25 protein-coding genes are annotated in these 26,313 nt (G+C 69.4%); 16 read left to right on the forward strand and 9 right to left on the reverse strand.

The features are described from left to right. The first annotated feature begins 7 nt into the window (after positions 1 to 7). On the forward strand, positions 8 to 862 hold the full coding sequence (locus EDF48_RS13675) for a glycosyltransferase (protein WP_243698114.1): 855 nt from the start codon (positions 8 to 10) through the stop codon (positions 860 to 862). Here EDF48_RS13675 and EDF48_RS13680 read toward each other — a convergent pair. The 3 genes from EDF48_RS13680 to EDF48_RS13690 all read right to left on the reverse strand — a co-directional run bounded on the left by EDF48_RS13680 (position 839) and on the right by EDF48_RS13690 (position 3,553). Beyond that, positions 839 to 2,146 (reverse strand): oligosaccharide flippase family protein, encoded by a 1,308-nt coding sequence (locus EDF48_RS13680; RefSeq protein ID WP_165932406.1) that lies wholly within the window; start codon positions 2,144 to 2,146, stop codon positions 839 to 841. The two genes, EDF48_RS13675 and EDF48_RS13680, sit on opposite strands and share 24 nt — an antisense overlap. An 11-nt stretch (positions 2,147 to 2,157) precedes the next feature. Then, positions 2,158 to 2,991: an alpha-1,2-fucosyltransferase gene (locus tag EDF48_RS13685; RefSeq protein WP_243698115.1), complete on the reverse strand. Its 834-nt coding sequence runs from the start codon at positions 2,989 to 2,991 to the stop codon at positions 2,158 to 2,160. 73 nt (positions 2,992 to 3,064) lie between these two features. After that, positions 3,065 to 3,553 (reverse strand): acetyltransferase, encoded by a 489-nt coding sequence (locus EDF48_RS13690; RefSeq protein ID WP_347812849.1) that lies wholly within the window; start codon positions 3,551 to 3,553, stop codon positions 3,065 to 3,067. Between the two features lie 227 nt (positions 3,554 to 3,780). Between EDF48_RS13690 and EDF48_RS13695 the strand changes: the two genes are divergently transcribed. The 5 genes from EDF48_RS13695 (at position 3,781) to EDF48_RS13715 (ending at position 9,816) form a co-directional block, all read left to right on the forward strand. Continuing rightward, positions 3,781 to 5,028, forward strand: coding sequence for a glycosyltransferase family 4 protein (locus EDF48_RS13695; RefSeq protein WP_131880823.1), 1,248 nt, complete (start codon positions 3,781 to 3,783; stop codon positions 5,026 to 5,028). Then, positions 5,025 to 6,053: a GDP-mannose 4,6-dehydratase gene (gmd, locus tag EDF48_RS13700; RefSeq protein ID WP_131880686.1), complete on the forward strand. Its 1,029-nt coding sequence runs from the start codon at positions 5,025 to 5,027 to the stop codon at positions 6,051 to 6,053. The genes EDF48_RS13695 and gmd overlap by 4 nt, the downstream gene beginning before the upstream one ends. Then, entirely contained in the window at positions 6,053 to 7,024 is a 972-nt protein-coding gene (locus tag EDF48_RS13705) for a GDP-L-fucose synthase (protein ID WP_131880688.1), read from the forward strand. Before gmd ends, EDF48_RS13705 begins: the two co-directional genes overlap by 1 nt. A gap of 35 nt (positions 7,025 to 7,059) precedes the next feature. After that, entirely contained in the window at positions 7,060 to 8,880 is a 1,821-nt protein-coding gene (locus tag EDF48_RS13710; protein ID WP_131880690.1) for a DUF4012 domain-containing protein, read from the forward strand. 375 nt (positions 8,881 to 9,255) lie between these two features. Further along, entirely contained in the window at positions 9,256 to 9,816 is a 561-nt protein-coding gene (locus tag EDF48_RS13715) for a sortase (RefSeq protein ID WP_111086114.1), read from the forward strand. A 64-nt stretch (positions 9,817 to 9,880) separates the two neighbouring features. On the opposite strand, the gene EDF48_RS13720 is transcribed toward EDF48_RS13715, so the two are convergent. Continuing rightward, complete coding sequence (locus EDF48_RS13720; protein ID WP_165932407.1) at positions 9,881 to 10,351, reverse strand: VanZ family protein; 471 nt, start codon at positions 10,349 to 10,351, stop codon at positions 9,881 to 9,883. 260 nt (positions 10,352 to 10,611) lie between these two features. On the opposite strand from EDF48_RS13720, the gene EDF48_RS13725 reads away from it, so the two are divergent. The 4 genes from EDF48_RS13725 to EDF48_RS13740 all read left to right on the forward strand — a co-directional run bounded on the left by EDF48_RS13725 (position 10,612) and on the right by EDF48_RS13740 (position 18,029). Beyond that, entirely contained in the window at positions 10,612 to 10,941 is a 330-nt protein-coding gene (locus EDF48_RS13725) for a hypothetical protein (RefSeq protein WP_111086112.1), read from the forward strand. A gap of 97 nt (positions 10,942 to 11,038) precedes the next feature. After that, positions 11,039 to 11,368 carry a hypothetical protein gene (locus EDF48_RS13730; RefSeq protein ID WP_207913272.1) on the forward strand — a complete coding sequence of 110 codons (330 nt, stop codon included), beginning with the start codon at positions 11,039 to 11,041 and terminating at the stop codon, positions 11,366 to 11,368. Between the two features lie 243 nt (positions 11,369 to 11,611). Continuing rightward, positions 11,612 to 17,185 (forward strand): Ig-like domain-containing protein, encoded by a 5,574-nt coding sequence (locus EDF48_RS13735; protein WP_131880694.1) that lies wholly within the window; start codon positions 11,612 to 11,614, stop codon positions 17,183 to 17,185. A gap of 142 nt (positions 17,186 to 17,327) precedes the next feature. Continuing rightward, entirely contained in the window at positions 17,328 to 18,029 is a 702-nt protein-coding gene (locus EDF48_RS13740; RefSeq protein ID WP_111086110.1) for an SDR family oxidoreductase, read from the forward strand. Positions 18,030 to 18,045: 16 nt separating this feature from the next. Here EDF48_RS13740 and EDF48_RS13745 read toward each other — a convergent pair whose 3' ends face one another. From EDF48_RS13745 to EDF48_RS13755, 3 genes are all read right to left on the reverse strand, one after another. Continuing rightward, the gene (locus EDF48_RS13745; RefSeq protein ID WP_131880696.1) at positions 18,046 to 18,795 is read right to left on the reverse strand and encodes an SOS response-associated peptidase; all 750 of its coding nucleotides are present in this window, start codon (positions 18,793 to 18,795) and stop codon (positions 18,046 to 18,048) included. A 133-nt stretch (positions 18,796 to 18,928) separates the two neighbouring features. Further along, positions 18,929 to 19,555 (reverse strand): hypothetical protein, encoded by a 627-nt coding sequence (locus EDF48_RS13750; RefSeq protein ID WP_131880698.1) that lies wholly within the window; start codon positions 19,553 to 19,555, stop codon positions 18,929 to 18,931. A gap of 3 nt (positions 19,556 to 19,558) precedes the next feature. Continuing rightward, positions 19,559 to 20,251, reverse strand: coding sequence for a hypothetical protein (locus tag EDF48_RS13755; protein ID WP_131880700.1), 693 nt, complete (start codon positions 20,249 to 20,251; stop codon positions 19,559 to 19,561). Between the two features lie 225 nt (positions 20,252 to 20,476). On the opposite strand from EDF48_RS13755, the gene EDF48_RS13760 reads away from it, so the two are divergent. Genes EDF48_RS13760 through EDF48_RS13770 form a run of 3 tightly spaced genes read left to right on the forward strand, consistent with a single transcriptional unit; the run spans position 20,477 to position 22,286 of the window. Then, entirely contained in the window at positions 20,477 to 20,902 is a 426-nt protein-coding gene (locus tag EDF48_RS13760; protein WP_123293624.1) for an organic hydroperoxide resistance protein, read from the forward strand. Positions 20,903 to 20,911: 9 nt separating this feature from the next. Then, positions 20,912 to 21,298 (forward strand): YchJ family protein, encoded by a 387-nt coding sequence (locus EDF48_RS13765; protein WP_123340113.1) that lies wholly within the window; start codon positions 20,912 to 20,914, stop codon positions 21,296 to 21,298. A gap of 34 nt (positions 21,299 to 21,332) precedes the next feature. Next, positions 21,333 to 22,286: an SDR family NAD(P)-dependent oxidoreductase gene (locus EDF48_RS13770; protein WP_131880702.1), complete on the forward strand. Its 954-nt coding sequence runs from the start codon at positions 21,333 to 21,335 to the stop codon at positions 22,284 to 22,286. Between the two features lie 26 nt (positions 22,287 to 22,312). Here the strand turns inward: EDF48_RS13770 and EDF48_RS13775 are convergent, their stop codons facing one another. Continuing rightward, positions 22,313 to 23,179: a shikimate dehydrogenase gene (locus EDF48_RS13775; protein ID WP_207913273.1), complete on the reverse strand. Its 867-nt coding sequence runs from the start codon at positions 23,177 to 23,179 to the stop codon at positions 22,313 to 22,315. Positions 23,180 to 23,237: 58 nt separating this feature from the next. Here EDF48_RS13775 and EDF48_RS13780 point away from each other — a divergent pair, with 58 nt between their 5' ends. Further along, on the forward strand, positions 23,238 to 24,245 hold the full coding sequence (locus EDF48_RS13780; protein WP_123293627.1) for an iron-siderophore ABC transporter substrate-binding protein: 1,008 nt from the start codon (positions 23,238 to 23,240) through the stop codon (positions 24,243 to 24,245). A 145-nt stretch (positions 24,246 to 24,390) separates the two neighbouring features. On the opposite strand, the gene EDF48_RS13785 is transcribed toward EDF48_RS13780, so the two are convergent. Further along, complete coding sequence (locus EDF48_RS13785; RefSeq protein WP_123293628.1) at positions 24,391 to 24,795, reverse strand: DUF1304 domain-containing protein; 405 nt, start codon at positions 24,793 to 24,795, stop codon at positions 24,391 to 24,393. A 60-nt stretch (positions 24,796 to 24,855) separates the two neighbouring features. On the opposite strand from EDF48_RS13785, the gene EDF48_RS13790 reads away from it, so the two are divergent. Continuing rightward, a complete protein-coding gene (locus EDF48_RS13790) occupies positions 24,856 to 25,179 on the forward strand; it encodes a chorismate mutase (protein WP_123671988.1) in 324 nt (107 codons plus the stop codon). Then, on the forward strand, positions 25,176 to 26,309 hold the full coding sequence (locus EDF48_RS13795; RefSeq protein WP_131880706.1) for a beta-propeller fold lactonase family protein: 1,134 nt from the start codon (positions 25,176 to 25,178) through the stop codon (positions 26,307 to 26,309). The genes EDF48_RS13790 and EDF48_RS13795 overlap by 4 nt, the downstream gene beginning before the upstream one ends. The last annotated feature ends 4 nt before the right edge of the window (positions 26,310 to 26,313 follow it).

Raw genomic sequence — 26,313 nt, forward strand, 5'->3', positions numbered from 1 at the left:
GGTGATCATGCCCGCATGGAATGCGGAGCGTACGATCACGACAGCGCTCCGGTCGACGCTCAGCGCGATGCCGAGCGACGCGGAGGTCCTGGTGTACGACGATGCGAGCACGGACGGAACCCGCCGCGTCGTCGAGCGTTTCGCCGAGCGCTCGCGACGTGTGTCGTTGATCGAAGGAACGACCAACGTCGGTGCGGGAGAGGCTCGCAATCGGCTGCTCGACCGATCCGACAGCGAGTTCGTCGCCGCGATGGATGCTGATGACGTGTGCCTGCCCAACCGGTTCCTCGGGTACCGCCGCCAGGTCTCGGACGCTGACATCGTGTTCGCCCCGATCGCACGATTCGGTCAGACGTGGCGCGTGCACTTCCCTCGACCTGCATCGTTGTCACCGGCGGCGATGCCACTGGCGCTCCTCGCCCTGAACCCGGTGCCGCAGTCGACGATGATTGCTCGACGGGATTCGCTGGACGGGGCCGCGACGTACCGGCCTGGCCATGCCGAGGACTACGAGCTCTGGATGCGACTGGCTGCATCCGGCGTTCGCATCTCGTTCTCCTCCGTGCCGACGGTTGCGTACCGCCATCACCCGGAGCAGGCAACCTCGCAACCGGGCTACGGCGGGCAGGTGCGTGACAACAGAGACCTCGCCGCGTCGTACGTCGCGCTTGCGGAGTCGGTGCTCGGCGTCGACGTGAGCGACACGAGCACCGACCAGCTGCGTGCGAGGCTCGAACGCCGCATCGACGACGTGACGAGCAGGCGAGACCGCCGTCACCTCCGGCGGCTGGTGCGTTCTCCGTGGAGTTTCCCGCTCAGGACCACCAGAGGAGCGAGCTCACAGGAATCGGACCGCCAATAGGGCTGCCAGGACTGCCCACTCCACGACGATCTGTGCAACGGCGTACCTGAGCGGTATCGGCAGGAGCGAACGATGGAGCGTGGCCAGAGCAAGACCCTGGACGAGCGCACCAACTGCCAAGCCGATCAACGCGCCAATGGTGCTGTAGAGCAGTCCGAGAACGATGGCGAGCAGTGGCACGAGCATGAGGACGGCCAGGTTGAGGAGCGAGTGCCGGAGTTCCGCTTTGATCTGGAGCTTCCACGACATGAAGGAACTCAAGGTAAGGGATGGCAGGAGCAGCGCCATCGAGGAGATCATGAGCGCGACATGCACCCAGCCAGGGCCGAAGAAGATTTTCTCCAGGATCGGTGCGCCCACCGACAACACGATGGCTGCGACGAAGGTGACGACGTGGAGTGCTTGCCAGACTCGTTTGTCGAACGTGCCGTTGTCTCCGGGGAGCGCGGCACGGCGGGCCATGCGCTCGACGATCGCCCCTCCGAGGGACAGCTGGACCTGAGTGACCGGCGTGACGATCAACTGGTACGAGCGTGCATACGCTGCTGCCGCTCCGACTGGGAGTATGAGCGGCAACGTGCCCGAATCGATCGCTCGGCTCGCGTACGAAGCAACGTTCAGCGGCAGCACCTTGAGGCCGTACCGGAACGGATTCGGCGCAGGGGCGGCCATTCCGGACGAGGAGCTGCTTGCGCGTCCTCGGAGGGTCCGTTGGCGACCGCGAGCTGAGAGCGCGAGCGTCAACAGGAGACGGACCACGGAGGTGAGAGCGAGTTGGACGCAGAGCACGGTCACGGAGTGGATCTGTGCCGCGAGGAGGATCGCGGCCGCGAAGCCGGCGACTGTTGCGCCCACGTCGGTAAGAGCGACAGTCGGGTAGCGGCGATGCACCATGAGTTCGCCGCGAAGCGGCTGAATGAGCGACTGGGTGACGAGCCCCGCGACCAAGATCAGCACGTCGAAGACCCGGGGAGGCCCCGTCGGGAGGTTCAAGAACGAAAGGACGAACAACGCTGCGGTCAGCGCAACACCACCTGCGGTCGCGCTCACCGCCGAACTGGACCACGCCGCTCGTCGGAGCGGGCCGGAGACCCCGTGTACGAGCAGGAAACCCATGGCTGAGAAGTCCGTGGCCAGCGCGGCCATCGTGTAGACGAACACGAAGACGGCGAACTGCGCGTAGCTCGCGGGCCCGAGCTCGCGCGAGAGCACGGCGAAGGCCGCCAACGAGGCGACCAAGGAAAGCGCCTGGCTCGCCGGGAGCCACCCGAGCGACAGGGACATGCCGAATCGTCTCATGCGTTCGGCACGGAGACCCATCCAGTGCGCCGCAGGTTTCCCGGGCGATCGAAGAACCACGTGCTCGGGGCCGCGACCGGAACGTGGGAGGCGAGCTCAGCGGCCCACCACGAGAAGGTGCTGTTCGGTATGACCAGGGCGCTGGCGCGCGACATTGCCACGAGCGTGTCGAGCGGCGATTCGATGTCTTCGGGTCCGATGATGTTGCTGCGAGGGACGTCGAACTCGCGTTCGACCGCGGCGGGGTCATCGGTGAAGATGATGCTCTCGTCGATTGGGATCCCGAGCGCACGGCACGCGTCGTCGTAGTAGCGCCGGGAGAGCGTGCCGAAGGTGCGCTGCGCGGCAGGAGAAGTCGTGTAGTCGCCACGGCGGACGTGCAGAACGGGTCGGTTCGCTGACGCAGATCCCGCCGAGACAGCGTTCCGGTACGCAGCGAGGAGGGCAGTAGTTGCGTCCGTCGGCAGAGCGAGTGATGCCGCATCCTGGAAGAACCCGATGTTGAACGTTCCGGGCCGGAAGGCGGAGGGTAGCGTCTCGGGGTCGCTGAATACCGTCGTCAGCGATCGATCGCGGGTCTTCGATCGGCGACGGCCCCTCCAGTCGTACGGCTGACCGAGCCGGAAGTCCTCTCTCGAGCTTGTCAGCGCTGAAGAGGGGAGCAAAGCACCGAGCTCGAACTGCCGGAGACGGTCGCGACCGAAACTGCTCCCTGAGACCAGGAGGGTTGCGGGATGTTCGGACAGGGTCAGGCCGGCGTTCAACTGGAAGAGCTGGTTGCCGAGGCCCCCTTGCGCCCACAGGACGGAAGCGTCCCTCAGTCGAGTCACCAAGAGGTCATTCCTTCATCATCGCATCGGTCTGGTTCCGTTCGCACCGCATCCCAGCCAGAGTTGACAGGAGTCATCGATCTCCGAAGCGCACGCCTGTCACCCGCGCGGGGTTTCCTTCGAGGACGCTGTTCGCGGGACTCGTCCCGGAGACCAATGACATCGGCTTCACGAGGCACGACTCGCCGAGTCGCGTGCCACCGAGCACCATGCAGCGCGAAGTGATCCAGGTGCCGGCTCCGATCTCGATCGGGCGCGTGATCAACGCCATGTCGGTGCGGTGGGCATGGCTCCCGGTCGTGAGGAACGCCTCCTGCGAGATGACGACGTCGTTCTCGACCCGGATGTGGTCCTGATTGTGGAACCACACACCTTCGCCGATCCAGCAGTCGTCGCCGATGTGGAGCTTCCACGGGAAACGGACACGCATCCGCGGTCGCATGATGACGCGGACCCCGATCTCCGCGCCGAACAGCCGCAGGACCTTCGCTCGGAGCGAGGAGCTGATCTGCCAGGGATTGGTCACGAACAGCAGCTCGGCAACGGCCCACAGGTACACCATCCCCTTGCCCCGGCTCCACGACGTCCGTTCACCTGGAGCTGACTTCAGCGGAATGACGGGCACTTTCGCGTCCGACATCATGGCCCCCGCCTCTCTGCGCGCCCGAGTACGCGTTGCGCCGATGCTACCGGCTGGCGGGCGGCCCGGCGGCGCCGCAGGTGCGCCGACGCCGGATCGGAATCCCTTGCAACTGTTATGGTCGCCCCATGCGGCGCGGGGCAGTTCTCATGGTGGGCCTGAACTTCCCCCCTGAGCCCGCCGGGATCGCTCCTTACAGCGGAGGGCTCGCGAGCGGGTTGACGGCGTCCGGTGTCGACGTCAGCGTCATCACGACCTTTCCGCACTACCCGGCCTGGAGCTTCGGAGACGCACGTCCACCGTCGTCTGCAGTGACGACCGAAATTGGCTGTGCGGTGCACAGACTCCGCCATCGGCTCCCGGCCCGGCCCGGTGGTGTGAGCAGACTGCTGTCCGAGGTGAGCTTCGGGTTACACGCCGTTTCCCGCCGCTGGGCGCGGCACGACGTCCTCGTTCTCGTGTCTCCCGCTCTGTTCAGTTCGGCAATCGCACTAGTGCGTGCCCGCTTGTTCTCGCGAGGAACCCCCGTCGTGACTTGGGTCCAGGACATCTACTCGCTCGGCCTCCGCGAGACAGGATCGGGTACCGGGCCGGCTGAGCGCTTCGTCGCTGCGATCGAGCGCTGGGTCCTCAAACGGTCATCGACAGTCGTGGTCATCCACGACCGGTTCATGGAGACGGTCGTCGAAGAGTTCGGTGTGCCGGCGTCGCGAGTGACCGTCATGCGGAACTGGACCCACGTCGAGCCGCCCGAGTTCGTCGACCGAGTCGGGGCTCGTGCGTCGCTCGGCTGGGCACCGGACGAGACGATCGTCCTTCACGCGGGGAACATGGGTGTGAAGCAGGGCCTGGGCAACGTCGTCGAAGCAGCTCGCTCCGTTCAGGACAGAGGTCTTCCCATCCGTTTCGTCCTCCTCGGTGACGGAAACCAACGAGAGTCCTTGCAGCAGCAGGCGGCTGGGATCGACAGCCTGCAATTCCTTGCGCCGCTCCCTGACGACGAATTCGCCGCTGCACTCAACTCCGCAGACGTTCTCCTGGTCAATGAGGCACCCGGCATCTCCGGCATGGCTGTCCCCAGCAAGCTGACCACCTACTTCGCGACCGGCGTTCCGGTGCTCGCCGCGTCGGACGAGGGGAGCGTCACTCGAGCCGAGGTGCTCGCTGCGAACGCAGGGATCGTTGTCGATGCGGGCAGGCCGACTCGGCTCGTGGACGGCGTGCTCTCGCTCATCCGAGACCCGACTGCGCGGGAGCGGTACGGAAGGGACGCTCGGAATTACCGAGCGGCTCACCTCACTGCGGCTGCTGCGATCGATCGATTCAAAAGTATTCTTCATGTGCTCCTCCCAGACCGGTTCGAATCCGGTTCTGCCGACAAGACAGGGACCAATTGACGAAGCGCGCGCTCATCACGGGCATCACCGGACAGGACGGCTCGTACCTGGCTGAGCTGCTGCTCCGCAAGGGGTACGAGGTGCATGGCCTGATCCGTCGCGCCTCGACGTTCAACACCTCGCGGATCGACCACCTCTACGTCGACCCGCACGAGTCGGGCGCGAAGCTGTTCCTGCACTACGGGGACCTCGGCGACGGTGCACGACTCGTCAGCCTCCTCAGCGAACTGAAGCCGGACGAGGTCTACAACCTCGCGGCGCAATCACACGTGCGGGTGTCGTTCGACGAGCCGGAACACACCGGTGACGTGACGGGTGTGGGCACGATGCGCATGCTCGAAGCGGTCCGGGTCTCCGGCATCCACACGCGCTTCTACCAGGCGTCCTCCTCCGAGATGTTCGGGGCGACCCCGCCGCCGCAGAACGAGGAGACGCCGTTCTGGCCGCGTTCTCCGTACGGTGCAGCGAAGGTCTACAGCTACTGGGTGACCCGGAACTACCGCGAGGCGTACGGCATGTTCGCGGTGAACGGCATCCTGTTCAACCACGAGTCGCCGCGACGTGGTGAGACGTTCGTCACCCGGAAGATCACCCGAGCAGTCGCGCGGATCAAGGCCGGCTTCGAGGACCACGTGTACCTCGGCAACCTCGACTCCGTCCGCGACTGGGGGTACGCCGCCGAGTACGTCGAGGGCATGTGGCGGATGCTGCAGGTCGACGAGCCGGACGACTTCGTCCTGGCGACCGGCGGTGACTTCACGGTCAAGGACTTCCTGACGACCGCGTTCTCCCACGCAGGCCTGAACTGGGAAGACCACGTGCGCTTCGACGAGCGGTACCTGCGACCGAGCGAGGTGGATGCGCTGGTCGGTGACGCGTCGAAGGCCAAGGAGAAGCTCGGCTGGGAGGCGACGGTCGACACCGCCGAACTGGCGAGGATCATGGTGGACGCGGACATCGCCGCCCTCGAGCACGAGGGCAGCCCGTGGATCGACACCGTCCGACTCGAGAGCTGGGGATCCTGATGACCACGACCGACTTCACTCCCGGTCCGATCAACCGGGCGGACCGCGTCTACGTCGCGGGACACCGCGGTTTGGTGGGCTCGGCGGTCTGGCGCAAGCTCGAGTCGGAGGGCATCACCGACATGGTCGGGCGGAGCTCCTCCGAGCTGGACCTGAAGGACCGCGGCGCCGTGTTCGCCTTCTTCGCCGAGCAGCAGCCGAAGCACGTCGTGCTGGCGGCAGCCAAGGTCGGCGGGATCATGGCGAACAACACCTACCCGCACGACTTCCTGAGCGAGAACCTGCAGATCCAGGTCAACGTGATGGACGCGGCTGTGGAGCACGGCGTCGAGCGGCTCGTCTTCCTCGGGTCGTCGTGCATCTACCCGAAGATGGCCGAACAGCCGATCCACGAGGACGCGCTCCTCACCGGGCACCTCGAGCCCACCAACGACGCGTACGCGATCGCCAAGATCGCTGGCATCCTGCAGGTGCAGGCCGTCCGGCGGCAATTCGGGCGCCCGTGGATCTCGGCCATGCCGACGAACCTCTACGGCCCGGGCGACAACTTCTCGCCCACCGGTTCGCACGTCCTGCCGGCCCTCATCCGCCGGTACGACGAAGCGGCACGAACGGGTGCGGCGCGCGTGGAGAACTGGGGGACGGGCTCGCCCCGTCGGGAGTTCCTGCACGTCGACGACATGGCGGCGGCGGTCTTCCACCTGATGGAGCACTACGACGGTCCGGACCAGGTCAACGTCGGGACCGGGTCCGACGTCACCATCAAGGAGATCGCCGAGACGATCGGCAGGATCGTCGGCTTCACCGGTGAGACGGTCTGGGACACCACCAAGCCGGATGGCACGCCGCAGAAGCTGCTCGACGTATCCAAGCTCGCGGATGCCGGCTGGACTGCGCAGATCGGCCTCGAGGACGGTCTGCGGAGCACCATCGACTGGTACCGCGAACACGTGGACACCGTGCGTCAGTGACGTGGGCTGGACACGGGGAACCGTAGGATCGCGTCATGTCCGACCTGTCCGAGTCGCGACGCACTGCAGCACACCGGGGATCCAGGGCCCGGATCGTCTTGTGGATCGTCCTCGCCCTCGTCCTGCTGCTCATCCTCACCGTCGCCTGGGTGGGAGTACGTGGTGCGCTCGCGAAGGGACACCTCGAACGAGCGGTCGGTGACGTCGACACACTGCGCTCCCAACTCACCGGTGGCGACACCGCCGCCGCGCAGAAGACCGCGAAGCACCTGGAGCGTGAAGCGGGGGCAGCTCGTTCGTTGACGGGTGATCCGATCTGGGGGGCCTCGCAGAACGTCCCGTTCTTCGGGGCCAACCTGCGCGCAGTCCGCCAAGTCTCCGTCGTCGTGGACGATGTTGCCCGGAACGCGGTGACCCCGGTCGCCGACGTCATCGGCGGTCTCGGAACCGACTCGTTCGCGCCGAAGAACGGCAAGGTCGACCTGCAGCCGATCGTGGACGCGCAGCCGGCCGTCGCGACGGCGACGACGACCCTGGCACGGGCGGACCGCGATGCGGACGCGATCGACACGAGTGACACGTTGTCCCCGGTGACGACCGCGGTTGCCGAGCTGCGGAACGCGTTGTCGTCCGCCTCTGCGCAGGTGACCACCGCGAACCGGGTCGTGCAGCTCGCGCCGGCGATGCTGGGCAACGACGGTGAACGGAACTACCTGCTGTTGTTCCAGAACAACGCCGAGTTGCGCGCGGGTGGCGGGATCCCGGGGGCCGTGGCGCTCCTCCAGACCGATGACGGTGCCATTCACCTGCAGAACCAGACGTCCGGTGGCTCGTTCGGTCCGTACGCGCAGCCGATCCTGCCGCTGACCCCGGACACGACTGGTCTGTACGGCAGCATCACCGGGAAGTACATGCAGGACGTCACCCTGACCCCGCGTTTCGACGTCTCGGCGAAGCTCGCTCGGGCCATGTGGAAGCAGAAGTTCGGCGAACAGGTCGACGGCGTGCTGGCGATGGACCCGGTGACGCTGAGCTACATCCTCGAGGCCACCGGCCCGGTGAAACTGCCGACTGGAGACACCTTGACGTCGGACAACGCGGTCAAGCTCCTACTGAGCGACGTGTACGCGAGGTACCCGGACCCGGTCGTGCAGGACGCCTTCTTCGCCTCCGCCGCCAGCGCGGTGTTCGACAAGGTCGCGAGTGGTGACTTCGACCCCCAGCAGTTCGTCTCCGCCCTGAGCCAGAGCACCGGCGAGGACCGACTGCGCCTGTGGAGCGCGGACCGGGCCGAGCAGCGCCGCATCAGCGGTACCGCTGTGGCCGGCGAACTCCCGACCGAGTCGGCGTTGTCACGAGAGTTCGCGGTGTACCTGAACGACGGCACCGGCTCGAAGATGGACTACTACCTCGAGAAGACCGTGTCAGTCGGCAGCTCAGTGTGCCGGAAAGACGGTCGTCCCACGTCGGTCGTCGAGGTCACCATCAAGAACACTGCACCCGCCGACGCCGCGACGAGCTTGCCCGAGTACGTCACGGGTGGCGGCGACTTCGGTGTGGAGCCGGGCAAGATCAAGACCCTGATCGCGACCTACGCGCCCGAGGGCGCGATCTTCCTCGGCGCAACCAAGGACGGCAAGACGACCGCTGTGCAGACGGCGACGGATGGCGGACACCCCGTGGCGCAGTTGCAGACGCTGCTCGCACCGGGCCAGAGCCTGACCTACCGCGTTGCCTTCCTCGGCGCGAGCAAGTACGCGAAAGCCCCCGTGCAGGCGAGCTCCACCCCGGGTGTCCGGCAGTCCGAGGCCAAGCCGATCGCGTTCGAGTGTGACCAGCCTCTCGCCGCCGGGTGAGCCCGCCGTCCCGTTAACGCGGATCGCGTGACCCCACTCCGGGGGGTGATCGATCGCGGCTGTCCGACGTCACAGGCTGGTGATGCGGCGGTCAGGATTCGTGGGGTGCGACTGAACGTTCGCCTGACCTGGGATTTCCTCGTCGGATTCAGCCCGATGGCATCATGACGGCGACTCGGTCGCGCGCTCGTCCGGAATGAACACATGACGACCAATGACCGAAATCCACGCCATCTGGTACCGAGCTGTGAAAGTCCGGTAGATTGAGACAACTTCGCCATCACAACCGCCAGTTTCTTGGCCGGGGACAACCACGGGCGGATCAGCGGGCTCTGGGTGTCAGGGTCTGGATCTTCAGATCTTTAGGGGAACCACATGAAGAAGCTCATCGCTGCGGTGGTGCTGGCTGGGGCCGCACTGCTCGCCACGCCGACCGTCGCCAATGCCGCCGGTTACACGCCTGACTCCGACGTCTCCGTCTCCGGCACCGCTGTTGCCGGTGGTACCGCCTCCGTGAACTTCACCGAGGGTGCGTTCCAGGACAACGAGACCGTCAACGTCCAGGTCACCGGTGCCGGTGCGGTCACGCTCGGCGCGCTGCCGACCACGACCGTCTCGAAGACCTACACCGCTGCCTCCGACGGTTCACTCGCCGTCAAGGTCACCTTCCCGAAGGGCGCTTCGGGTACCTACAACCTGACCGCCACCGGCGCGACCTCGGGTGTCGTCGGCTTCGCCGCCTTCACCGTCGCCCCGGCTGACGCTGCTGCTGCTGTCCCCGCTGCGGGTGCTGGCTCCGGCACCGACGGCACCCTCGCCTTCACCGGTTCGACCGTGTCCGCCCTGGCCCTCTGGGTCGCCGGTGGCGCAGTCGTCCTCGGTGGTGGACTGCTGCTGGTCCGCGGCTCGGTCCGTCGCCAGCGCGAGTCCGTCTGAGTCTCGAGCTACTGAACGAAGCCCCCGGAGCGCATCGCTCCGGGGGCTTCGTCGTGTCCGCGCGTCAGTGACGCCGGCGGTGTGCCGCCCACGCGAGCGCCAGGATGCCCAGGACGGCTCCGAGGACCGCGCCCAGGCCGTTCGCCAGCACGTCGGCCACTGATGCGGTGCGAGCGGGCAGGAAGAGCGTCTGGCTGGTCTCGATGCCGACGCTGACGACCAGGCCCGCAGCCGCACCGGCCCACCACCACCGAGCGCCCGCGAGCAGGACCACGAGCAGACCCAGCGGGACGAAGAAGACCACGTTCGACAGCGACTCGATCGTGCCGTAGCCGAACCAGTCGGGGGCCCCGTGCCGATGGGCGATCGCGATCACCCGGTCGAGCGTCGGACCGGCTGCCGCGTCGACGGGTGAACCCCAGAACCCGACGAGCACCACCGCGACGCCGTAGGCGGCGGCGAGCCACGTCGCGACCCGACGGCTGCGGCCGGTGGCCGGGGCGCGCCCTGGATCGCGGGGACTGTCGGAGGTCACCCGACCGACGGTAGTGAGTCGGGCCTCCCGGATGGGCGTCTCCGTCATTCCGTGACGCATCTCGGAGGTCCGGAAAACGAGTACCCCGATCTGAAGCCTGTACCCCGGAAAGACGTCACACCGCCCCGGAAACCCGGGGGACGCCGATGGGTCGCATTGACGGAACCCGTGAATCAACGGGCATCGCTGGCGGTTCGGGCCGTGGTTCTCGTAGCGTTCTGGTGTCAGCAGATGTACCCCGGATCGTGAAGGAGAGCGACATGAGCATCACCGTCAACAACGCGACGCAGGCCGAGGTCACCCTCGACACCGACACGGTCGACACCATCGCGATCCTCGAAGCCGACGCGGCGACCTCGACCCGTCCGACCCGCGCGAAGGTCACCTGGGTGCAGGAAGACCAGGGCGAGTGGATCGCCGGCTACGGCGGGTACTTCGGCGGCAGCGTCGACAAGCGCGACGGCCGCTTCGTCGCCTCGGACACCTTCGGCCTGGTCGTCGGTGAGTTCGCATCGCTGGAAGAAGCGCAGACCAAGCTCGAGGACCAGCTCCACGTCATGCTCCCGTCTGTCATCCGACCGGTCGAGTAGGCGTCACCGGCGCCGTCGGCGCCCGTCCCACCATGCACCATCGGCGTCCGCGACGCCCGCAGCACCAGCACGCAGCACAGCCCGAAGGAGCACGACCATGAGCATGACCGCCGATCACCACCAGCAGACCGAAGTGACGCTGGACACCCGGACGATCGAGGTCATCGCCGAGATCGAGGCGCAGGTCGTCGCCGACACCGCGCCGGCTCGCGTCCGCATCAGCTGGGCGCAGCCCGACACCGGGCTCTGGGTCGCCAACTACGGCGGGTACTACGGCGGCACCGTCGACCGGCAGGGCACCCACTTCTTCGTCGCCGACACGTTCGGCGAGTACGTGGGGGACTTCCGCTCCCTCGACGAGGCCAAGGGGCGTCTGGCCGAGCGGCTGCACGTGCTGCTGCCCGACGTGATCCGGCAGGCTGTCTGACGCGCTGAGCCCCGCGAACCCCGAAACCCCACCGGATCCGGTGGGGTTTTCGCGTGCTCCGAGCGGGTGACGCGGGCCTGCGGGGCGGCTACCCCCACAACGAGTGGTCCCCCCTATTGGGGACCCGTCCCGTCCCCACTTCGGTATCGAGACCTGCCAGTATCGACCCGGCGCCACTGACCGTTCTCCCTGAACCGACGGCCGTGGATCAGGCGCCCGCATCGTCTCGACCCGAAAGTGATCATGCTGCCTGCTTCCCAGGGCACCGCTGTGCCTCGACGCCGCTTCGGCGTCCGAACCGTCGCCATGTTCGGCGCTGCGCTGCTCGTCGGCGCCGGTCTCTCGACGACCACGGCGGTCATCGCCGCCGAGCCTGCCTCGGCCGTCGATGCGACCCAGAACGGTGCACTCGTCTGCTACCCGCAGAACACGCTGTACGCGATCAACCGGTCCGGCAAAGTCGTGGCCGTCGACATCAGCGAAGGCGACACCAAGGGCACGACGAAGGACCTCGTCACCCTCGGCGCCGAGGCGAACAACGGTCTCGGTATCTCGCGCGAGGGTGTCTCGATGTTCGCCGCGGCGAACGGCGGGACCGCGACCCTTCGTCAGTACGACCCGAAGACGGGCGTCGCCAGCGACCCGGTCGCGACCGACACGACACGGTCCGTGATCCGTGGTGCCGTGAACCCGGCGACGGGCATCTACTACTACGGCGACGGCACCGGTTGGCTCGGGGCGTACCGCCCCGCGACCGACACGACGCCGGCGAAGTACCTCGGTCAGGTCGGGCAGATCAACGGCCTCGCCACGCGGAACGCTGCCGACACAGCGAACGCGAACGGCGACTTTGCATTCAGCTCCCGCGGACTGTTCTTCGTCGTCGCGGCGAACCACGTGTACCGCGTGAACACGAACGAGGTCCCGACGACACCGGGCACCACAGCGATGACGACGACCGAGATCGCAACCCTGCCGTCAACCACGAACAGCCCGGGCATCGCGTTCTCGTCCGACGGGTACCTGTACGTGTCGAACACCGTGACGGCGAACAACGTCTCCACGACCACGATCTACCAGCTCGACCCCACCTCGGGTGCGCAGGTCCGCAGCTTCCCGATCGTCGGCAACTACGCCGCCAGCGACCTGGCCAGCTGCAACTACGCCGACACCGTCACCGGTGAGGCGAGCGTCGACAAGCGCTGGAACAGCAGTGACCAGTTCAAGCTCTCGATCACCGGCGGCGGCATCACCCCGAACGACGGGACGACCGGTACCACCAGTGGCAGCGCCACGGGCGTCCAGGCACAGAAGGCGGGCGCGGTCCTGACCACGCCGAACAAGGACTACACGGTCACGCAGACCGCCGACGGCACCACCGACCCGGCAAACTACGACACGACGTGGAAGGCCGTCGACCGGGGCACCAACGCGGTCATCGCCGAGGGCACCGGGAACACCGGCACCTTCACGTTCCCCGCCGCCACGACCGCCGACGGCACCGACGTCATGGTGACCTTCACCAACATGCTCAAGGCCGTCCACGTCACCACGACATCGGACACCGGCAACACGCCGAACGGCACGAAGCTCACCGTGCCCGCGAAGGGCGTCTTGGCGAACGACAGCGGCACCGGCCTGTCCGTCGTTTCGAACACCACGCCCGCCCACGGCACCGCGACCGTGCAGCCCGACGGCTCGTACACCTACACCCCGGCCGACGGCTTCTCGGGCACGGACACCTTCCAGTACACGGCGAAGGACTCCTCCGGCCAGACATCGACCAGCACCGTGACGATCACCGTCGCCCCGGCGGGCACCGACGACGCGTTCAGTGTGCACGCCGGCCAGACCGCCACTGCCGACGCCAAGACGGGTCTGCTCGCGAACGACCACGGCACCGGCCTGACGATCACGGGCAACACGAAGCCCGCCCACGGTGACCTGACCGTCGAGAAGGACGGCTCGTACTCGTACACCCCGACCGCCGGTTACTCCGGCCCGGACTCCTTCACCTACACGGCGAAGGACGGCGACGGCGCGGAGATCTCCGGCACGGTCACCATCACGGTGCTGCCGACAGCGGTCGCCGACACGATCACCGCGACGGCGGGGGCCACCACCCCCGGCACCGCCCCCGGCCTGCTCGCCAACGACCTCGGCTCGGACCTGACGGTCACCGGCAACACCAAGCCCGCTCACGGTGACGTCGTCGTCGCGAAGGACGGCAGCTACACCTACACCCCGGCCACCGGCTCCTCCGGCCCCGACTCCTTCACGTACACCGTCACCGACGGCACCGGGGGGACCGACACCGTGACCGTGACCGTGAACGTCGCCCCGCTGGCGAAGGACGACACCGTCCGCGTCGCCGCCGGCACCACGTACACCGCCGACGACCGCGCCACCGGCGTCCTGGGCAACGACCTCGGCACCGGCCTGACCGTCTCGTCGAACACGAAGCCCGCGCACGGCGAGCTCACCCTCGACAAGGCGACCGGTGCGATCACCTACACGCCGGCCGACGGCTTCTCGGGCACGGACTCGTTCCGGTACACCGCGACGGACACCGCCGGTGCGCCGACGACCGCCACGGTGACCATCACGGTCGACCCGACGATCGCGAACGACACCACGACGACGAGCGCCGGCACCCCGGTGAACGTCGACGTGCAGCACAACGACCGCGGCTCGGACCTGGTCACCACGATCGTCACCGGTCCGGCGAACGGCACCGCCGTGGTGGCCGAGGACGGCACCGTCGAGTACACGCCGACGGGTGACTTCTCCGGCACCGACTCGTTCACCTACACCGTGACCGACGGCTCGAAGGTCACCACCAGCCCGGCGACGGTCACCGTCACCGTCCAGCCGGTCGCGAACGGCGACACCGTGTCGACGAAGTCCGGCGAGACGCTGACCATCGCGCCGGAGACGCTCACCGGCAACGACAAGGGAACGAAGCTGACCGTCACCGACGCGGCCGCCGTGCCGGACGCCGACGGCACGACGCACGGCGACGTCACGATCGACCCGACCACCGGCGTGATCACGTACACGCCGAAGCCCGGCTTCTCGGGCACCGACACCGTCACCTACACGGTGCGGGACGACTCCGGCCAGACCACGACCGGCACGATCACCGTCGTCGTCGGCCCGATGGCCACCCCGGACACCGCGACGGCCACCGCCGGCACCACGCTGAGCGTGGGCGGAGACGGCGACGACCGCACGGGCGTGCTCGCGAACGACGAGGGTACGAAGCTCACCGCCACGGTCGACCTCGAGCCCGCGAACGGCGACCTCGAGCTGGCGGAGGACGGGTCGTACACGTACACCCCGAAGGACGGCTTCTCGGGCACGGACACCTTCACGTACACGGCGAAGGACCCCTCCGGCGGGACGACCACGGGCGTCGTGACCATCACGGTCACGCCCGGCACCGAACCCGACGAGATCACGGTCAAGGCAGGCGGCAGCACGACGGTCACCTCGGCCGACCTGATCGGCAACGACCACGGCACCGGGCTGTCCGTGCTCGACATCCCCGTCGACGCGAGCGGCGAGCACGGCACCGCGATCCGGAACGACGACGGCACCGTCACGTACACGCCGAAGCCGGGCTTCTCGGGCACCGACGAGTTCACGTACACGGTCACCGACCGCAACGGCCTCACGAACACCGGCACCGTCTCCGTCCGGGTCACCCCCGTCACGGCGGGCGGCTCCACGTCCACCGACGCCGACGGATCCATCACCGTCCCGGCCGACAAGGGCGTGCTCGACGGCGCCACCGGCACCGACCTGCACGTCACGGACAACACCGACCCGTCGCACGGTGACGTCGTCGTCGACAAGGACGGCGGGTACACCTACACGCCGAAGCCCGGCTACTCCGGCCCGGACTCGTTCGACTACACCGTCACCGACGGTGCCGGCGGGACCACCACCGGCACCGTGACGATCGTCGTCGCCCCGAAGGCCGTCGCCGACACCGCGACCACCACCGCCTCGACCCCGGTCGACGTCGTGGTCACGGGCAACGACTCCGGCACGAAGCTCGCCGTCACCGCGGTCACCGCGGTCACCAAGCCCGGTCACGGCGAGGCCGCGATCACCGGCACCGGCACCACCGGCACCGTCACGTATACGCCAGCCGACGGCTTCTCCGGCACGGACACGTTCACCTACACGGTGACCGACCCGACCGGCGGCACCGCGACGGCGACCGTCACGGTGACGGTCAAGCCCGTCGCCGTCGCGGACACCGTGCGCACGAGCGCCGGCACTGCGCTGGCGATCGCCGGCACGACGCTGACCGCCAACGACCACGGCACGACGCTCACGGTCACCGGTCACGGCGACGCCGCGCACGGCACCGTGACCAAGGGCACCGAGCCCGGCTCGCTCGTCTACCTGCCGAAGAAGGGCTTCTCCGGCACGGACACGTTCACGTACACCGTCACGGACGGCTCCGGCCAGACCACGACGGCGACCGTCACCGTCCTGGTCGGCACCATGGCGACCCCCGACACCGGCCGCACCGCCACCAACGGCACCGTGACCGCGACCGTCGGCACGGGCGTCCTCGCCGACGATGAGGGCACCGACCTGTGGGCGAAGATCGACCGCAAGCCGGCACACGGCTCCGTGGCGCTGGCGAAGGACGGCTCGTACGTCTACACGCCGGAGCACGACTGGTCCGGCATCGACACCTTCACCTACACGGCGATCGACCACGACGGCAACACCGCGACCGGCCTCGTGACGATCACCGTCACCCCGACGGCGACGAACGACAAGGCAGCCACGAAGGCCGGCAAGCCGGTCACCGTCGCCGGCCCCGGCGTGCTCGGCAACGACCACGGCAGTGACCTGACGGTCGTGACCTCCGGCAAGGCGGGGCACGGCACGGTCTCGATCGCCGCGGACGGCACCTTCGTCTACACCCCGGCGAAGGGCTTCTCCGGCACCGACACCGTGACCTACCGGGCGCAGGACGGCTCGGGTCAGCAGGTCGACGCCACCGTCACCGTCACCGTCGGCATCGACGCGACGAAGGACGCCGGCCACACCATCGCCGGCACGCCGATCGCCCGCGACGCCGCCCACGGTCTGCTCACCAACGACCAGGGCACCCGCCTCACCGCAGCGCTGGACCGCAAGCCGGCCCACGGCACGGTGACGGTCCAGCCCACCGGCGCGTACGTCTACACCCCGGCCGCCGGCTTCACCGGCACGGACACCTTCACCTACACGGTGACGGACGCCTCGGGGCAGACCACCACCGCCACCGCGACGATGACGGTCGTCGCCGCCGCGGTCGCGAAGGACGACTCCGCCACCGGGACCGTCGGGCACCAGGTCACGATCGACCCGCCCGACAACGACTCCGCCTCGGGCGGTGCCACCTTCGAGACGGGCACCCTGCACCTGATCGACCCGGAGACGGGCAAGCAGTCCGACCGCGTCGTCGTCAGCCACGAGGGCACCTGGACCGTCCGTGACGGCAAGGTCGTCTTCACCCCGGCGAAGGGCCACACCGGCACCAACTTCATCGGGACCGCGTTCATCGGGTACACGGTGACGGACAGCAACGGCCAGACGGTGACGGCGACCATCACGGTCACCTACCCGACCGGCATCGCGGCAGCGGTCCACACCGCGGAGCTCGCCTTCACCGGTGCGACCGGCCTCGTCGGCCTCGGCCTCGCGGCGATCGCACTGCTCCTGGCCGGCGTGCTGCTGGTGACGCGTCGCCGCATCGCGGCGGGCATCGCAGCCGCCCCAGGGATCCGACGCAGCGCGCGTCCGTGACCACCGCGGTCGACCGGGAGGCCCGGATCACGTCAGCCGACAGGCGCACGTGATCCGGGCCTCCCGTCTTCCTGCCGTGGTCGCGTCCGACGCACGCCGTCACGCGGGGTCGTGCGGCTCCGCCGCTCGCTAGCCTCGGAGGATGAGCGACCGACCCACCGCACCCGGCCGACCCACCGCGATCGTGACCGGTGGGACCAGCGGCATCGGACGCGCCGTCGTCGAGGAGCTCCGCCGGACCCACGAGGTGATCGCCGTCGGGCGTGACCGCGTGCGGCTCGACGAGGTCGGGGCGCTCGACCACGTCACCGCCGTGCAGCTCGACCTGACCGACGCCGCCGGGTTCCCGGCCTTCGCCGACTCGGTACCGGAGCTCGACGTCCTGGTGCACAACGCAGCGATCGTCGAACGCCTGCGTGTCGAGGACGCCCGCGCCGAGGACTGGCAGCGCGCCTTCGCCACCAACGTCATCGCGCCGGCCGAGCTCAGCCGGGTGTTCCTGCCACACCTGCGCCGGGCCGCCGGGTCGGTCGTCGTGATCAGCTCGGGTGCCGCGCGACGGGCCGTGCCGAACAGCACCGTGTACTCCGCGTCGAAGCACGCGCTGCAGGCCGTCACCGACGGGCTCCGCCAGCAGGTCAGCGCCGACGGGATCCGGGTGAGCACCGTCGCGCCGGGACCGACCGACACCCCGCTCGCGCACACCGGCGATCGGTACGGTCCGGCCGACCCCGACGTGGTGCGGAGTGAACCATCCACCGTCGCCTCGGCCGTGCGGTTCGTGATCGACGCCCCGCGGGACTCCCAGATCGCCGAACTGTGGGTGCGTCCGAGCGTCGAGTAGGGCGGCGTCTCGCTGGCTACGCCACCGGTTCGATGAGCTGCGGGCCGTCGTTCTTCACGCTGTTCACGGTGCGGGCGACCTCGTACTGCTCCAGGCCGGCCGCGACCGTCAGTGACTCGTGGTCGAGCAGGGCCAGCAGGTCGTCGGTGCCGAGGCCCCCGGCGCCACCGGTGCCGCCGCCGAGCCAGTCGTCGTAGCCGTCGGGCGTCAGGAACGCCGGCATCCGGTCGTGCACCTCGCCCGGGGCCACGTGGGCGTCGCGCGTGATGATCGCCAGCGACAGCCGCCACTTGTCCGGGTCGCCATCGGGCTTGGTCGGGTCCGGCCAGGCACTCACGACCCCGGCCATCGCCAGGGCACCGCCGGGCTCGTGCACGAAGTGCGGCTCCTTGCCGTCCTCGCGCACCACCCACTCGTAGTAGCCCTGCGCCGGCACGATGCACCGGTTCGTCGCGAAGGCCCGCTTGAACATGCCGCTCGTCGCGACCGTCTCGATACGGGCGTTGATCGGCTTCGGGCGCTGCTTCTGGAAGTCCTTCGCCCAACTCGGCACGAAGCCCCAGCTGATCTGCGGCAGTTCGCGCTCCCCGTGCCGCTGGCGCACCGCGGACACGGGGTCGGTCGGGGCGACGTTCCAGCTCGGCACCAGGCCGGTCCCCACGACGCCGGTGTCCTGGTCCACGTGCTCGGTCCGGCCGGCGAGCTCGCCGAGGAGCTCGGGCAACAGATCGGCCGTGGTGTCGGAGACGACGAACCTTCCACACATGCGCCCAGTGTGCCCCGTGCCCCCGACAGTCGCGCGGGCGGGGCTGTTGCGTCGTGTCGGCCTGTTCCCTTGTCCCGTTCCGCTTCGTGAACAGAAATGGTCGGGTCCCGTCACGCCACCCGACCATTTCTGCTCACGAAGTCGGGCCGGCGGGGACCTCGAACGGCTCGGCGGCCTCGGCGGCGACCCGCGCGCGTTCGGAGCGGCCGAGGCGGACGACGTACTCGGGCAGCACGAGGACGTAGAGCGCGACGGACACCACGGGCCACCAGGGCGCGACGTCGAGCAACGGGCCAGCACCGACGGCGGCGACCCCTGCCCCCAGCAGCGGGGTGACGCGGGCGAGCGTGCCGATCAGGCCGCGGCGGAGCAGGACCGTGTCGGTGCGGACCGCCTCGCGGTCCTCTGGACGGACGGGGCGTGGCCGTCGCAGTAGGTAGGGCTGCACCGACCGCCGCACCGAGTTCTGCCACGAGGCCCGCACCTGCCGCCCGTTGATCGTCGCCGAGGGGTCCGGCGGGCGCCGCGTCGGGAAGCACGCGAACGTGAGCAGACCCACGCCGGCCGCCAGCAGCACGATGGCCGCCACGCTGCGGAGCGGAGGCTGTGCCGTCCAGCCGAGCCGGGCCTCCAGGACGAGCATGCCGACCAACGCGACCACGGCTGCTGCGCCGGACCACGCTGCTGCGCGGCGGACACGACGCGGGTCCAGTACGTCGTCGACGTGCCGGAAGAAGATCCGCCAACCGAGTGCGAACACGGCTCAGTCTCCGGGCAGCGAGAGCTTGCTGCCCTTCGGGGTGCCGGGCCGGCCGCGGGCGGGCGGTGCCGGGGGGACGGGCGGGAGGGCCTCGGCCTCGACGCGCAACTGCTCCTGACGGCCGAGGGTGCGGATGCCCATGACGCCGGTGCCGCTCGAGATGACGAGCCACATGAACCACACACCGAGGAGCACGATCATCCGGTCGCCGTCGACGGGGAACGTGAGGACGAAGACCACCGTGCCGAGGACGAGACCCACCCAGCTGACGAACTGCAGGAACGAACGGGTGGCGAAGCGGACGATCTGGTCGCGGCTCTCCAGCAGACCGTGGAGCACGGCATCGCGGTGCTGCGGGTCCACCGCCGGAGGGTTCCTGCCGTAGTAACGGGCGATGGCCTCTTGCGTGCGCCAGCCGATGCCCGGGATCGGTGGGACGGCCCATCCCTTCGGACCGACCGGCGTCAGCGATGCGCCGAAGCACCCGAAGCCGGCGGCCACCACGACCGCGACGACGACACCGGCGGGACCGGGAACGGGGTCGTCCAGGCGGTCCAGGAGCACGCCGACGAACAGCAGCACGACGAACGCGGTCGCCGCGACGATCGCGCCGACGACCACCATGCGTCGGCGGATGCGCTCACCGATGACCTCGGGCAGTCGCTCCCGGTACACCTGCCACCCGATCTTGAACACGTGTCATGTCTACCGGGTTCGGGGTGTCGTGGGCCGGGTCGGCGGTGCATCGAGTGAGCAGAAGACGACGGGTGCGGTGATGTGACCCGTCGTGTTCTGCTCACTCGGCGGTGGGGGCACGCGCGCCGCGGACACGCCCGGCGGCGCGGGCACGCGCGGGCGCCCGGCCCCGGCACCCCGGGCGCGCGCAGCACACGTCCAGGTGGGCGCGATGACCTCGGCTCCATGAGTCTCGACATCGTCTACACCGCAGCCGCCCACGCCACCGGAGGCGGCCGCGACGGGCACGTCCGCAGCGAGGACGACCGGCTCGACCTGGACACCCGACCGCCGAAGGAGATGGGCGGCAGCGGCGAGGGCACCAACCCCGAACAGCTGTTCGCCGCCGGGTACGCCGCGTGCTTCCTCGGTGCACTGCACGCCGCGGGCAAGGAACTCGACCTCGACACCACCGGCGCCGAGGTCTCCGCCGAGGTCGGCATCGGCGGCGCCGGCAACGGCACCTTCGGCCTGGCGGTCGAGCTCGACGTCTACGCACCGGCCGCCCCGCAGGAGCAGCGCCAGCGCCTGGCCGAGCGCGCGCACGAGATCTGCCCGTACTCGAACGCCACCCGCGGCAACATCACCGTCGCGCTGTCGATCGTCGACTAGCGTTCCGGCGTGGTCACCGACGAGACGCGCTGCCCCTGCCTGAGCGGCAACCCCTACGGCGAGTGCTGCGGCCCCCTGCACCGCGGAGCGGCCGCGCCGACCGCGGAGCGCCTGATGCGCTCACGCTTCAGCGCGTTCGCGCTGGGACTGCCGGAGTACCTGCTGCTCACCTGGCACCCGCGCACCCGACCGGCGGCCCTCGAGTTGGACGCGTCCCAGCGCTGGACCCGGTTGGACATCCTGACGACGACCTCGGGAGGCCCGTTCGACTCCCAGGGCACGGTCGCGTTCCGCGCGTGGTGGCGTTCCGACGACGACCGCGGGACGCTCGAGGAGACGAGCGAGTTCGTCCGCGAGCAGGGACGATGGTTCTACGTGGACGGTGTCGTCGCCTGACGGCTCCGCACCACGCCAGCTGACAGGAGTCGACATGCCCGCACGCGACCTCACCCGCTTCGGCGGCCGGACCACGGCCGCCGAGGTCGTCGACGGCCTCGACCTGACAGGACGCACGGCGATCGTCACCGGCGCCGCGTCCGGCATCGGGGTGGAGACCGCCCGAGCACTCGCCGGAGCCGGGGCGCGCGTGACGCTCGCCGTGCGGGACGTCGACGCCGGCCGACGGGTCGCGGACGACATCGCCCGGTCGACGGGGACGGACGCACCGGCCGTCGTCGAACTGCACCTGGACCGCCCGGGCTCCGTCGAGGCGTTCACCGCAGCGTGGTCGGGGCCGCTCGACGTCCTCGTCGCCAACGCCGGCATCATGGACGCGCCCGAGTCGTACACGCCCGCCGGGTGGGAAGCGCAGTTCGCCACGAACCACCTCGGGCACTTCGCCCTCGCGGTCGGGCTGCACGACGCCCTGGCGGCCTCGGGTTCGGCCCGCATCGTCTCGGTGTCGTCGAGCGGCCACGGCGGTTCGCCCGTCGTGTTCGACGACCTGTTCTTCCGCCGGCGCCCCTACGAACCCGGACTCGCCTACGGCCAGTCGAAGACCGCGAACGTGCTGTTCGCCGTCGCTGCCGGCCGGCGGTGGGCCGCCGACGGCATCACCGCGAACGCCCTGATGCCCGGCGGGATCTGGACCGGGCTGCAGAAGCACTGGGACCCGGAGGTCCTCGCCGCCACGAAGATCGCCGCCGCCGACGCCGTGAAGACCCCCGAGCAGGGAGCCGCGACCTCGGTCCTGCTCGCCACCGCACCGGAACTCGACGGGATCACCGGCCGCTACTTCGAGGACTGCCACGAAGCAGCGGTGGTCGAGCGGATCGAGGACGGCCTGCACGGCGTGCTGCCCTGGGCGCTCGACCCTGACCAGGCCGACCGGCTGTGGGACGTGTCCGTCGCCCTGCTCGACGCCGAGGCGCGGTCCCGCGGCTGACCGCGGGTCGCCGGTGTCGTCGTCGGCTAGCTGCTGATGACGGCGGGCAGGCCGACAGCCGAGCGCATCGCACGACGGACGGCGGCCTCGTCGGGCAGCAGCTCGTCCTCGTCACCGGTCAGGAAGAAGCGGATCTGGCCGATGGCCTGCTCGGTGAGCATGTCGAGACCGTTCAGCACCCGGCCGCCCGCACCGGCCCAACGCGACGCGACGGCGGTCGGCCACGGCTCGTAAGCGACGTCGAACAGCACGGCGTCCGACCCCGACGGCACCAGCTCGAGTGGGTCGGCCGCACCGCCGGGAAGCGTCGACAGGACGAACCCGTGGCGGGTGCCGGGCAGGTCGGTGAGCGGCAGGACCTCGAGCGAGACGCCGAGCCGCACGGCCAGCTCCACGAGCGACCCGGCCTTCGCGGTGTCGCGCAGGAACACCCGCACGAGTGACGCCCCGAGCCGCACGGTTGCGGACAGGGCGCTCGCCGCGGTCGCCCCGCCGCCGAGGATCGTGGCCTCGCCGGGAAGGTGCCCGAGGGCCTCGACCGGACGGACGAGCCCCTGGACATCGGTGTTGGCACCCGCACGGACGATGCTGTCGCCCTCGTGGCGGAACGCCACCGTGTTGGCGACCCCGAGCTCATCGACCAACGGGGTCGTGCGGTCGAGGAGCGGCAGCACCTCGCGCTTGAGCGGCATCGTGAGACTCAGCCCGCGCCATCCGGGACCCAGCCCCGCGACGAACTCGTCGAGCCCACCGGACGCGACCTCGTGCCTCCCGTACGACCACCCCAACCCGAGCGCGTCGTAGGCCGCTTCGTGGAGCGTGGGGGAGAGCGAATGCGCGATGGGGGAGCCGAGCACCGCGAGGCGCGTGCGGTCTGGATCTGGGACGGCCACGATCACCCAGCCTATCCAGCTGAATTCCTGTACGCCCCGTTAGGTTAGGCTACCCTTCGTGATCCGCTCATCCCTTCGTCTCCGACGTGTCCTCGCCGCTGCGGGTGCCGTCGCCGCAGCCTCCCTCGTCCTCGCCGGCTGTGCCTCGGGCTCCGGCTCGTCCACCGACACGGCTTCGTCCGGCTCGTCCGACGGCGCCTTCCCGGTGTCCATCACGACCGGCCTCGGCACCACGACGATCGACTCGCAGCCCAAGCGCGTCGTCGCCCTCGGCTGGGGTGACGCCGAGACCGCGCTCGAGCTCGGCGTGCAGCCGGTCGGCGCGAGCGACTGGCTCGCCTTCGGTGGCGACGGCGTCGGACCGTGGCTGAAGGACGCGTACACGAAGTCGCCGAAGATCATCCAGACGCTCGAGCCGAGCTACGAGGACATCCTCAAGCTCAACCCCGACCTGATCCTCGACGTGAAGTCGTCTGGCGACAAGGACCGCTACGACAAGCTGTCCGCGATCGCGCCGACCGTCGCGATCCCGAAGGGCGGCGAGAACTACCTCGCCTCGACCGAGCAGCAGACCACGATGATCGCGAAGGCGCTCGGCAAGGAGTCCGAGGGCAAGAAGCTGCTCTCCGACCTCGACGACGCCTACGCCACGGCGCGCAAGGCCCACCCGGACTTCGAGGGCAAGACCGCCGTCGTCGGTGCGTACAGCTCCGAGGGCTTCGGGGCGTACGCCTCCACGGACAGCCGCTCGTCGTTCATGAAGAACCTCGGGTTCACGATCCCGTCGGCCATCGACAAGGAAGCCGGCAAGGCGTTCTCCGTGACGCTGTCCGACGAGAACCTCGACCTGCTCGACGCCGACCTGACGCTGGTCCTGCCGATCTACGTCGACGCGTCGAAGGCCGAGGCTGACCCGCTGTTCCAGAAGGTGCCGTCGGTCGAGGCTGGCCACTACATCGTCTTCGACGACAAGGACGTGTCGTCGGCGTTCTCGATGGGCACCACCGCTGCGATCGAGTGGGCGCTCGACAAGCTGCCGGCCCAGTTCGAGGACAAGCTCGGCTGACCTGGCCGGTCTTCACCCGCGAAAGCGACAGGGTGCCGCCGATGTTCGGCGGCACCCTGTCGCTTTTGCGTGGCGGGGCTGACGGTCTGGTCGAGACGGCTCAGACGGCTCAGATGGCTCAGACGGCTCAGACGGCTCAGACGGCTCAGACGGGGAAGCTCGAGCCGAGCAGCGCGAAGAGCAGGGCGATCAGCGGGAGCGTGCCCTGCTTGAACGCGGAGTTGACGTACTTGCGGCCGGAGCCGACCAGGATCACCGCGGCGCCGAGCATGCTCGCGGTCGAGAACACGACGAGGGTCCAGCCGGTCGCGGTGTTGCCCGCCAGCACCAGCACGACACCGAGGATCGCGCCGATCGCCAGGAACAGGTTGTAGAACCCCTGGTTGAACGCGAGGGAGCGGGTCGCGTCGGCCTCGGTCTCGGTCGCGATGCCGAACACCTTGCGGGCGCGTGGACTCGTCCAGATGATGGATTCGAGGAACCAGATGTACACGTGGACGAGGCCAGCGAGGACCGCACACACGCCCGAGATCACGAGCAAGACCGACATGTGCTCATTCTCGCAGGCGTCGGCGGGGTTCGGCTGCGCGTCCGCCAGTAGGCTCGGGGCATGAGCGACGACGTCACCCCGCCCGAGCCCGAAGCGACGGCTGTCGCCGAACTCCGGAGCATCCGGCAGAGCATCGACAACATCGACGCCGCCGTCATCCACATGCTCGCCGAGCGCTTCAAGTACACCCAGCGAGTGGGGCACCTGAAGGCCGAATCGGGCATGCCCGCCGCCGACCCGGACCGCGAACAGATCCAGGTCGCACGGCTCCGGAGCCTCGCCGCCGAGGCGCACCTCGACCCCGCGTTCGCCGAGAAGTTCCTCAACTTCATCGTCGCCGAGGTCATCCACCACCACGAGCGCATCGCCGGACGCGACGAATGAGCGTCGACCTGCCGACCCTGCTCGTCGGTTCCTACACCGCCACCGGCGGCGGGAACGCGACCGGCATCTCCCTGGTCGACGGCGGCGCTGCCCGCACGGGCGCGGGCGAGGGCGAGGGCGCTCGTACCGTCGCGGTCGCTCGTACCGTCGCGGTGCTCGACGATCCCTCGTTCCTCGCTGTGTCGGGCGACCGTGTCTACGCCGTGTCCGAGACGAACGACGGCGGGGTCTCCGCCTTCCGGATGCAGAACGGCGCGCTCGAACACCTGTGGGACGCCTCCGCCGGCGGTGACGCCCCGTGCCACCTGCGGGTCGACCCGTCCGGGGCGCTCATCGTCACCAACTACGTCTCCGGCACCGTCACCGCCGTCTCGCTGGCGGCGGCTGAGTCGTTCTCCGCCTCGGTCCTCGCGAGCGACGGCGTCGTCCTGCCCGCAGACGGCGTGCACGGCCGAACCGACCGGCTCGCCGTCCCTGCCTCGGCCATCGCCGTCGCGACCCTGCCCGCCGCCACCGGCCCGGTGCAGGACCGGCAGGATGCGCCGCACGCGCACCAGTCCGTCGCGACGCCGGACGGCACGGTGCTCGTCGCCGACCTGGGTGGCGACGCGCTGCACGAGTTCCGCGTGACCGTGTCGGCCGACGGCGTCCCCACGCTCGAGGCGCTGCGCGTGCACCACGTGGCGCCCGGCGTCGGCCCGCGGCACCTGGCCTGGTACGCAGGCGACCTGTTCGTCGCCGGTGAGCTCGACGGCGCGGTCCACCGACTCCGCCGGGACGAGTCCGGCTCGCTCGTGACGATCGCCTCGACCCCGACGTTCGAGGGTGCGGTGGGGGAGTCGCTCCTCAGCCACATCGAGGTCGACGACGCCGGACTCGTCACCGTCGCCGTCCGTGGCCGCGACCTGATCGTGGTGCTCGACGCTGCCGACGACGGGCTCGCGCTCGTCGGGTCCGCGTCGTGCGGGGGAGCCTGGCCGCGGCACTTCGCCCGGGTGCCGGGGTACGTGCTCGTCGCCAACGAGCGGTCGGACGCCATCGCAGTGCTGCCGATCGGTGTCGACGGTGTGCCGGGCGAGGCCGTCGAGCAGATCGCCGTCGGGACCCCGACGTGCATCGTCCCGCTCTGACCAC

Origin of the sequence: Curtobacterium sp. PhB191, from assembly GCF_004346515.1 — a bacterium.
In the GTDB taxonomy this organism is placed as follows: Bacteria; Actinomycetota; Actinomycetes; order Actinomycetales; family Microbacteriaceae; genus Curtobacterium.

Bases quoted from the DNA above. Each gene is read 5' to 3' on its own strand.
- EDF48_RS13770 (WP_131880702.1), top strand. From the start codon at position 21,333: ATGCCCGCACGCGACCTCACCCGCTTCGGCGGCCGGACCACGGCCGCC.
- EDF48_RS13760 (WP_123293624.1), top strand. From the start codon at position 20,477: ATGAGTCTCGACATCGTCTACACCGCAGCCGCCCACGCCACCGGAGGC.
- EDF48_RS13795 (WP_131880706.1), top strand. From the start codon at position 25,176: ATGAGCGTCGACCTGCCGACCCTGCTCGTCGGTTCCTACACCGCCACC.
- EDF48_RS13735 (WP_131880694.1), top strand. From the start codon at position 11,612: ATGCTGCCTGCTTCCCAGGGCACCGCTGTGCCTCGACGCCGCTTCGGC.
- EDF48_RS13785 (WP_123293628.1), bottom strand. From the start codon at position 24,795: ATGTCGGTCTTGCTCGTGATCTCGGGCGTGTGTGCGGTCCTCGCTGGC.
- EDF48_RS13715 (WP_111086114.1), top strand. From the start codon at position 9,256: ATGAAGAAGCTCATCGCTGCGGTGGTGCTGGCTGGGGCCGCACTGCTC.
- EDF48_RS13710 (WP_131880690.1), top strand. From the start codon at position 7,060: ATGTCCGACCTGTCCGAGTCGCGACGCACTGCAGCACACCGGGGATCC.
- EDF48_RS13790 (WP_123671988.1), top strand. From the start codon at position 24,856: ATGAGCGACGACGTCACCCCGCCCGAGCCCGAAGCGACGGCTGTCGCC.
- EDF48_RS13675 (WP_243698114.1), top strand. From the start codon at position 8: ATGCCCGCATGGAATGCGGAGCGTACGATCACGACAGCGCTCCGGTCG.
- EDF48_RS13730 (WP_207913272.1), top strand. From the start codon at position 11,039: ATGAGCATGACCGCCGATCACCACCAGCAGACCGAAGTGACGCTGGAC.
- EDF48_RS13725 (WP_111086112.1), top strand. From the start codon at position 10,612: ATGAGCATCACCGTCAACAACGCGACGCAGGCCGAGGTCACCCTCGAC.
- EDF48_RS13695 (WP_131880823.1), top strand. From the start codon at position 3,781: ATGGTGGGCCTGAACTTCCCCCCTGAGCCCGCCGGGATCGCTCCTTAC.
- EDF48_RS13740 (WP_111086110.1), top strand. From the start codon at position 17,328: ATGAGCGACCGACCCACCGCACCCGGCCGACCCACCGCGATCGTGACC.
- EDF48_RS13690 (WP_347812849.1), bottom strand. From the start codon at position 3,553: ATGGTGTACCTGTGGGCCGTTGCCGAGCTGCTGTTCGTGACCAATCCC.
- EDF48_RS13680 (WP_165932406.1), bottom strand. From the start codon at position 2,146: ATGTCCCTGTCGCTCGGGTGGCTCCCGGCGAGCCAGGCGCTTTCCTTG.
- EDF48_RS13705 (WP_131880688.1), top strand. From the start codon at position 6,053: ATGACCACGACCGACTTCACTCCCGGTCCGATCAACCGGGCGGACCGC.
- EDF48_RS13745 (WP_131880696.1), bottom strand. From the start codon at position 18,795: ATGTGTGGAAGGTTCGTCGTCTCCGACACCACGGCCGATCTGTTGCCC.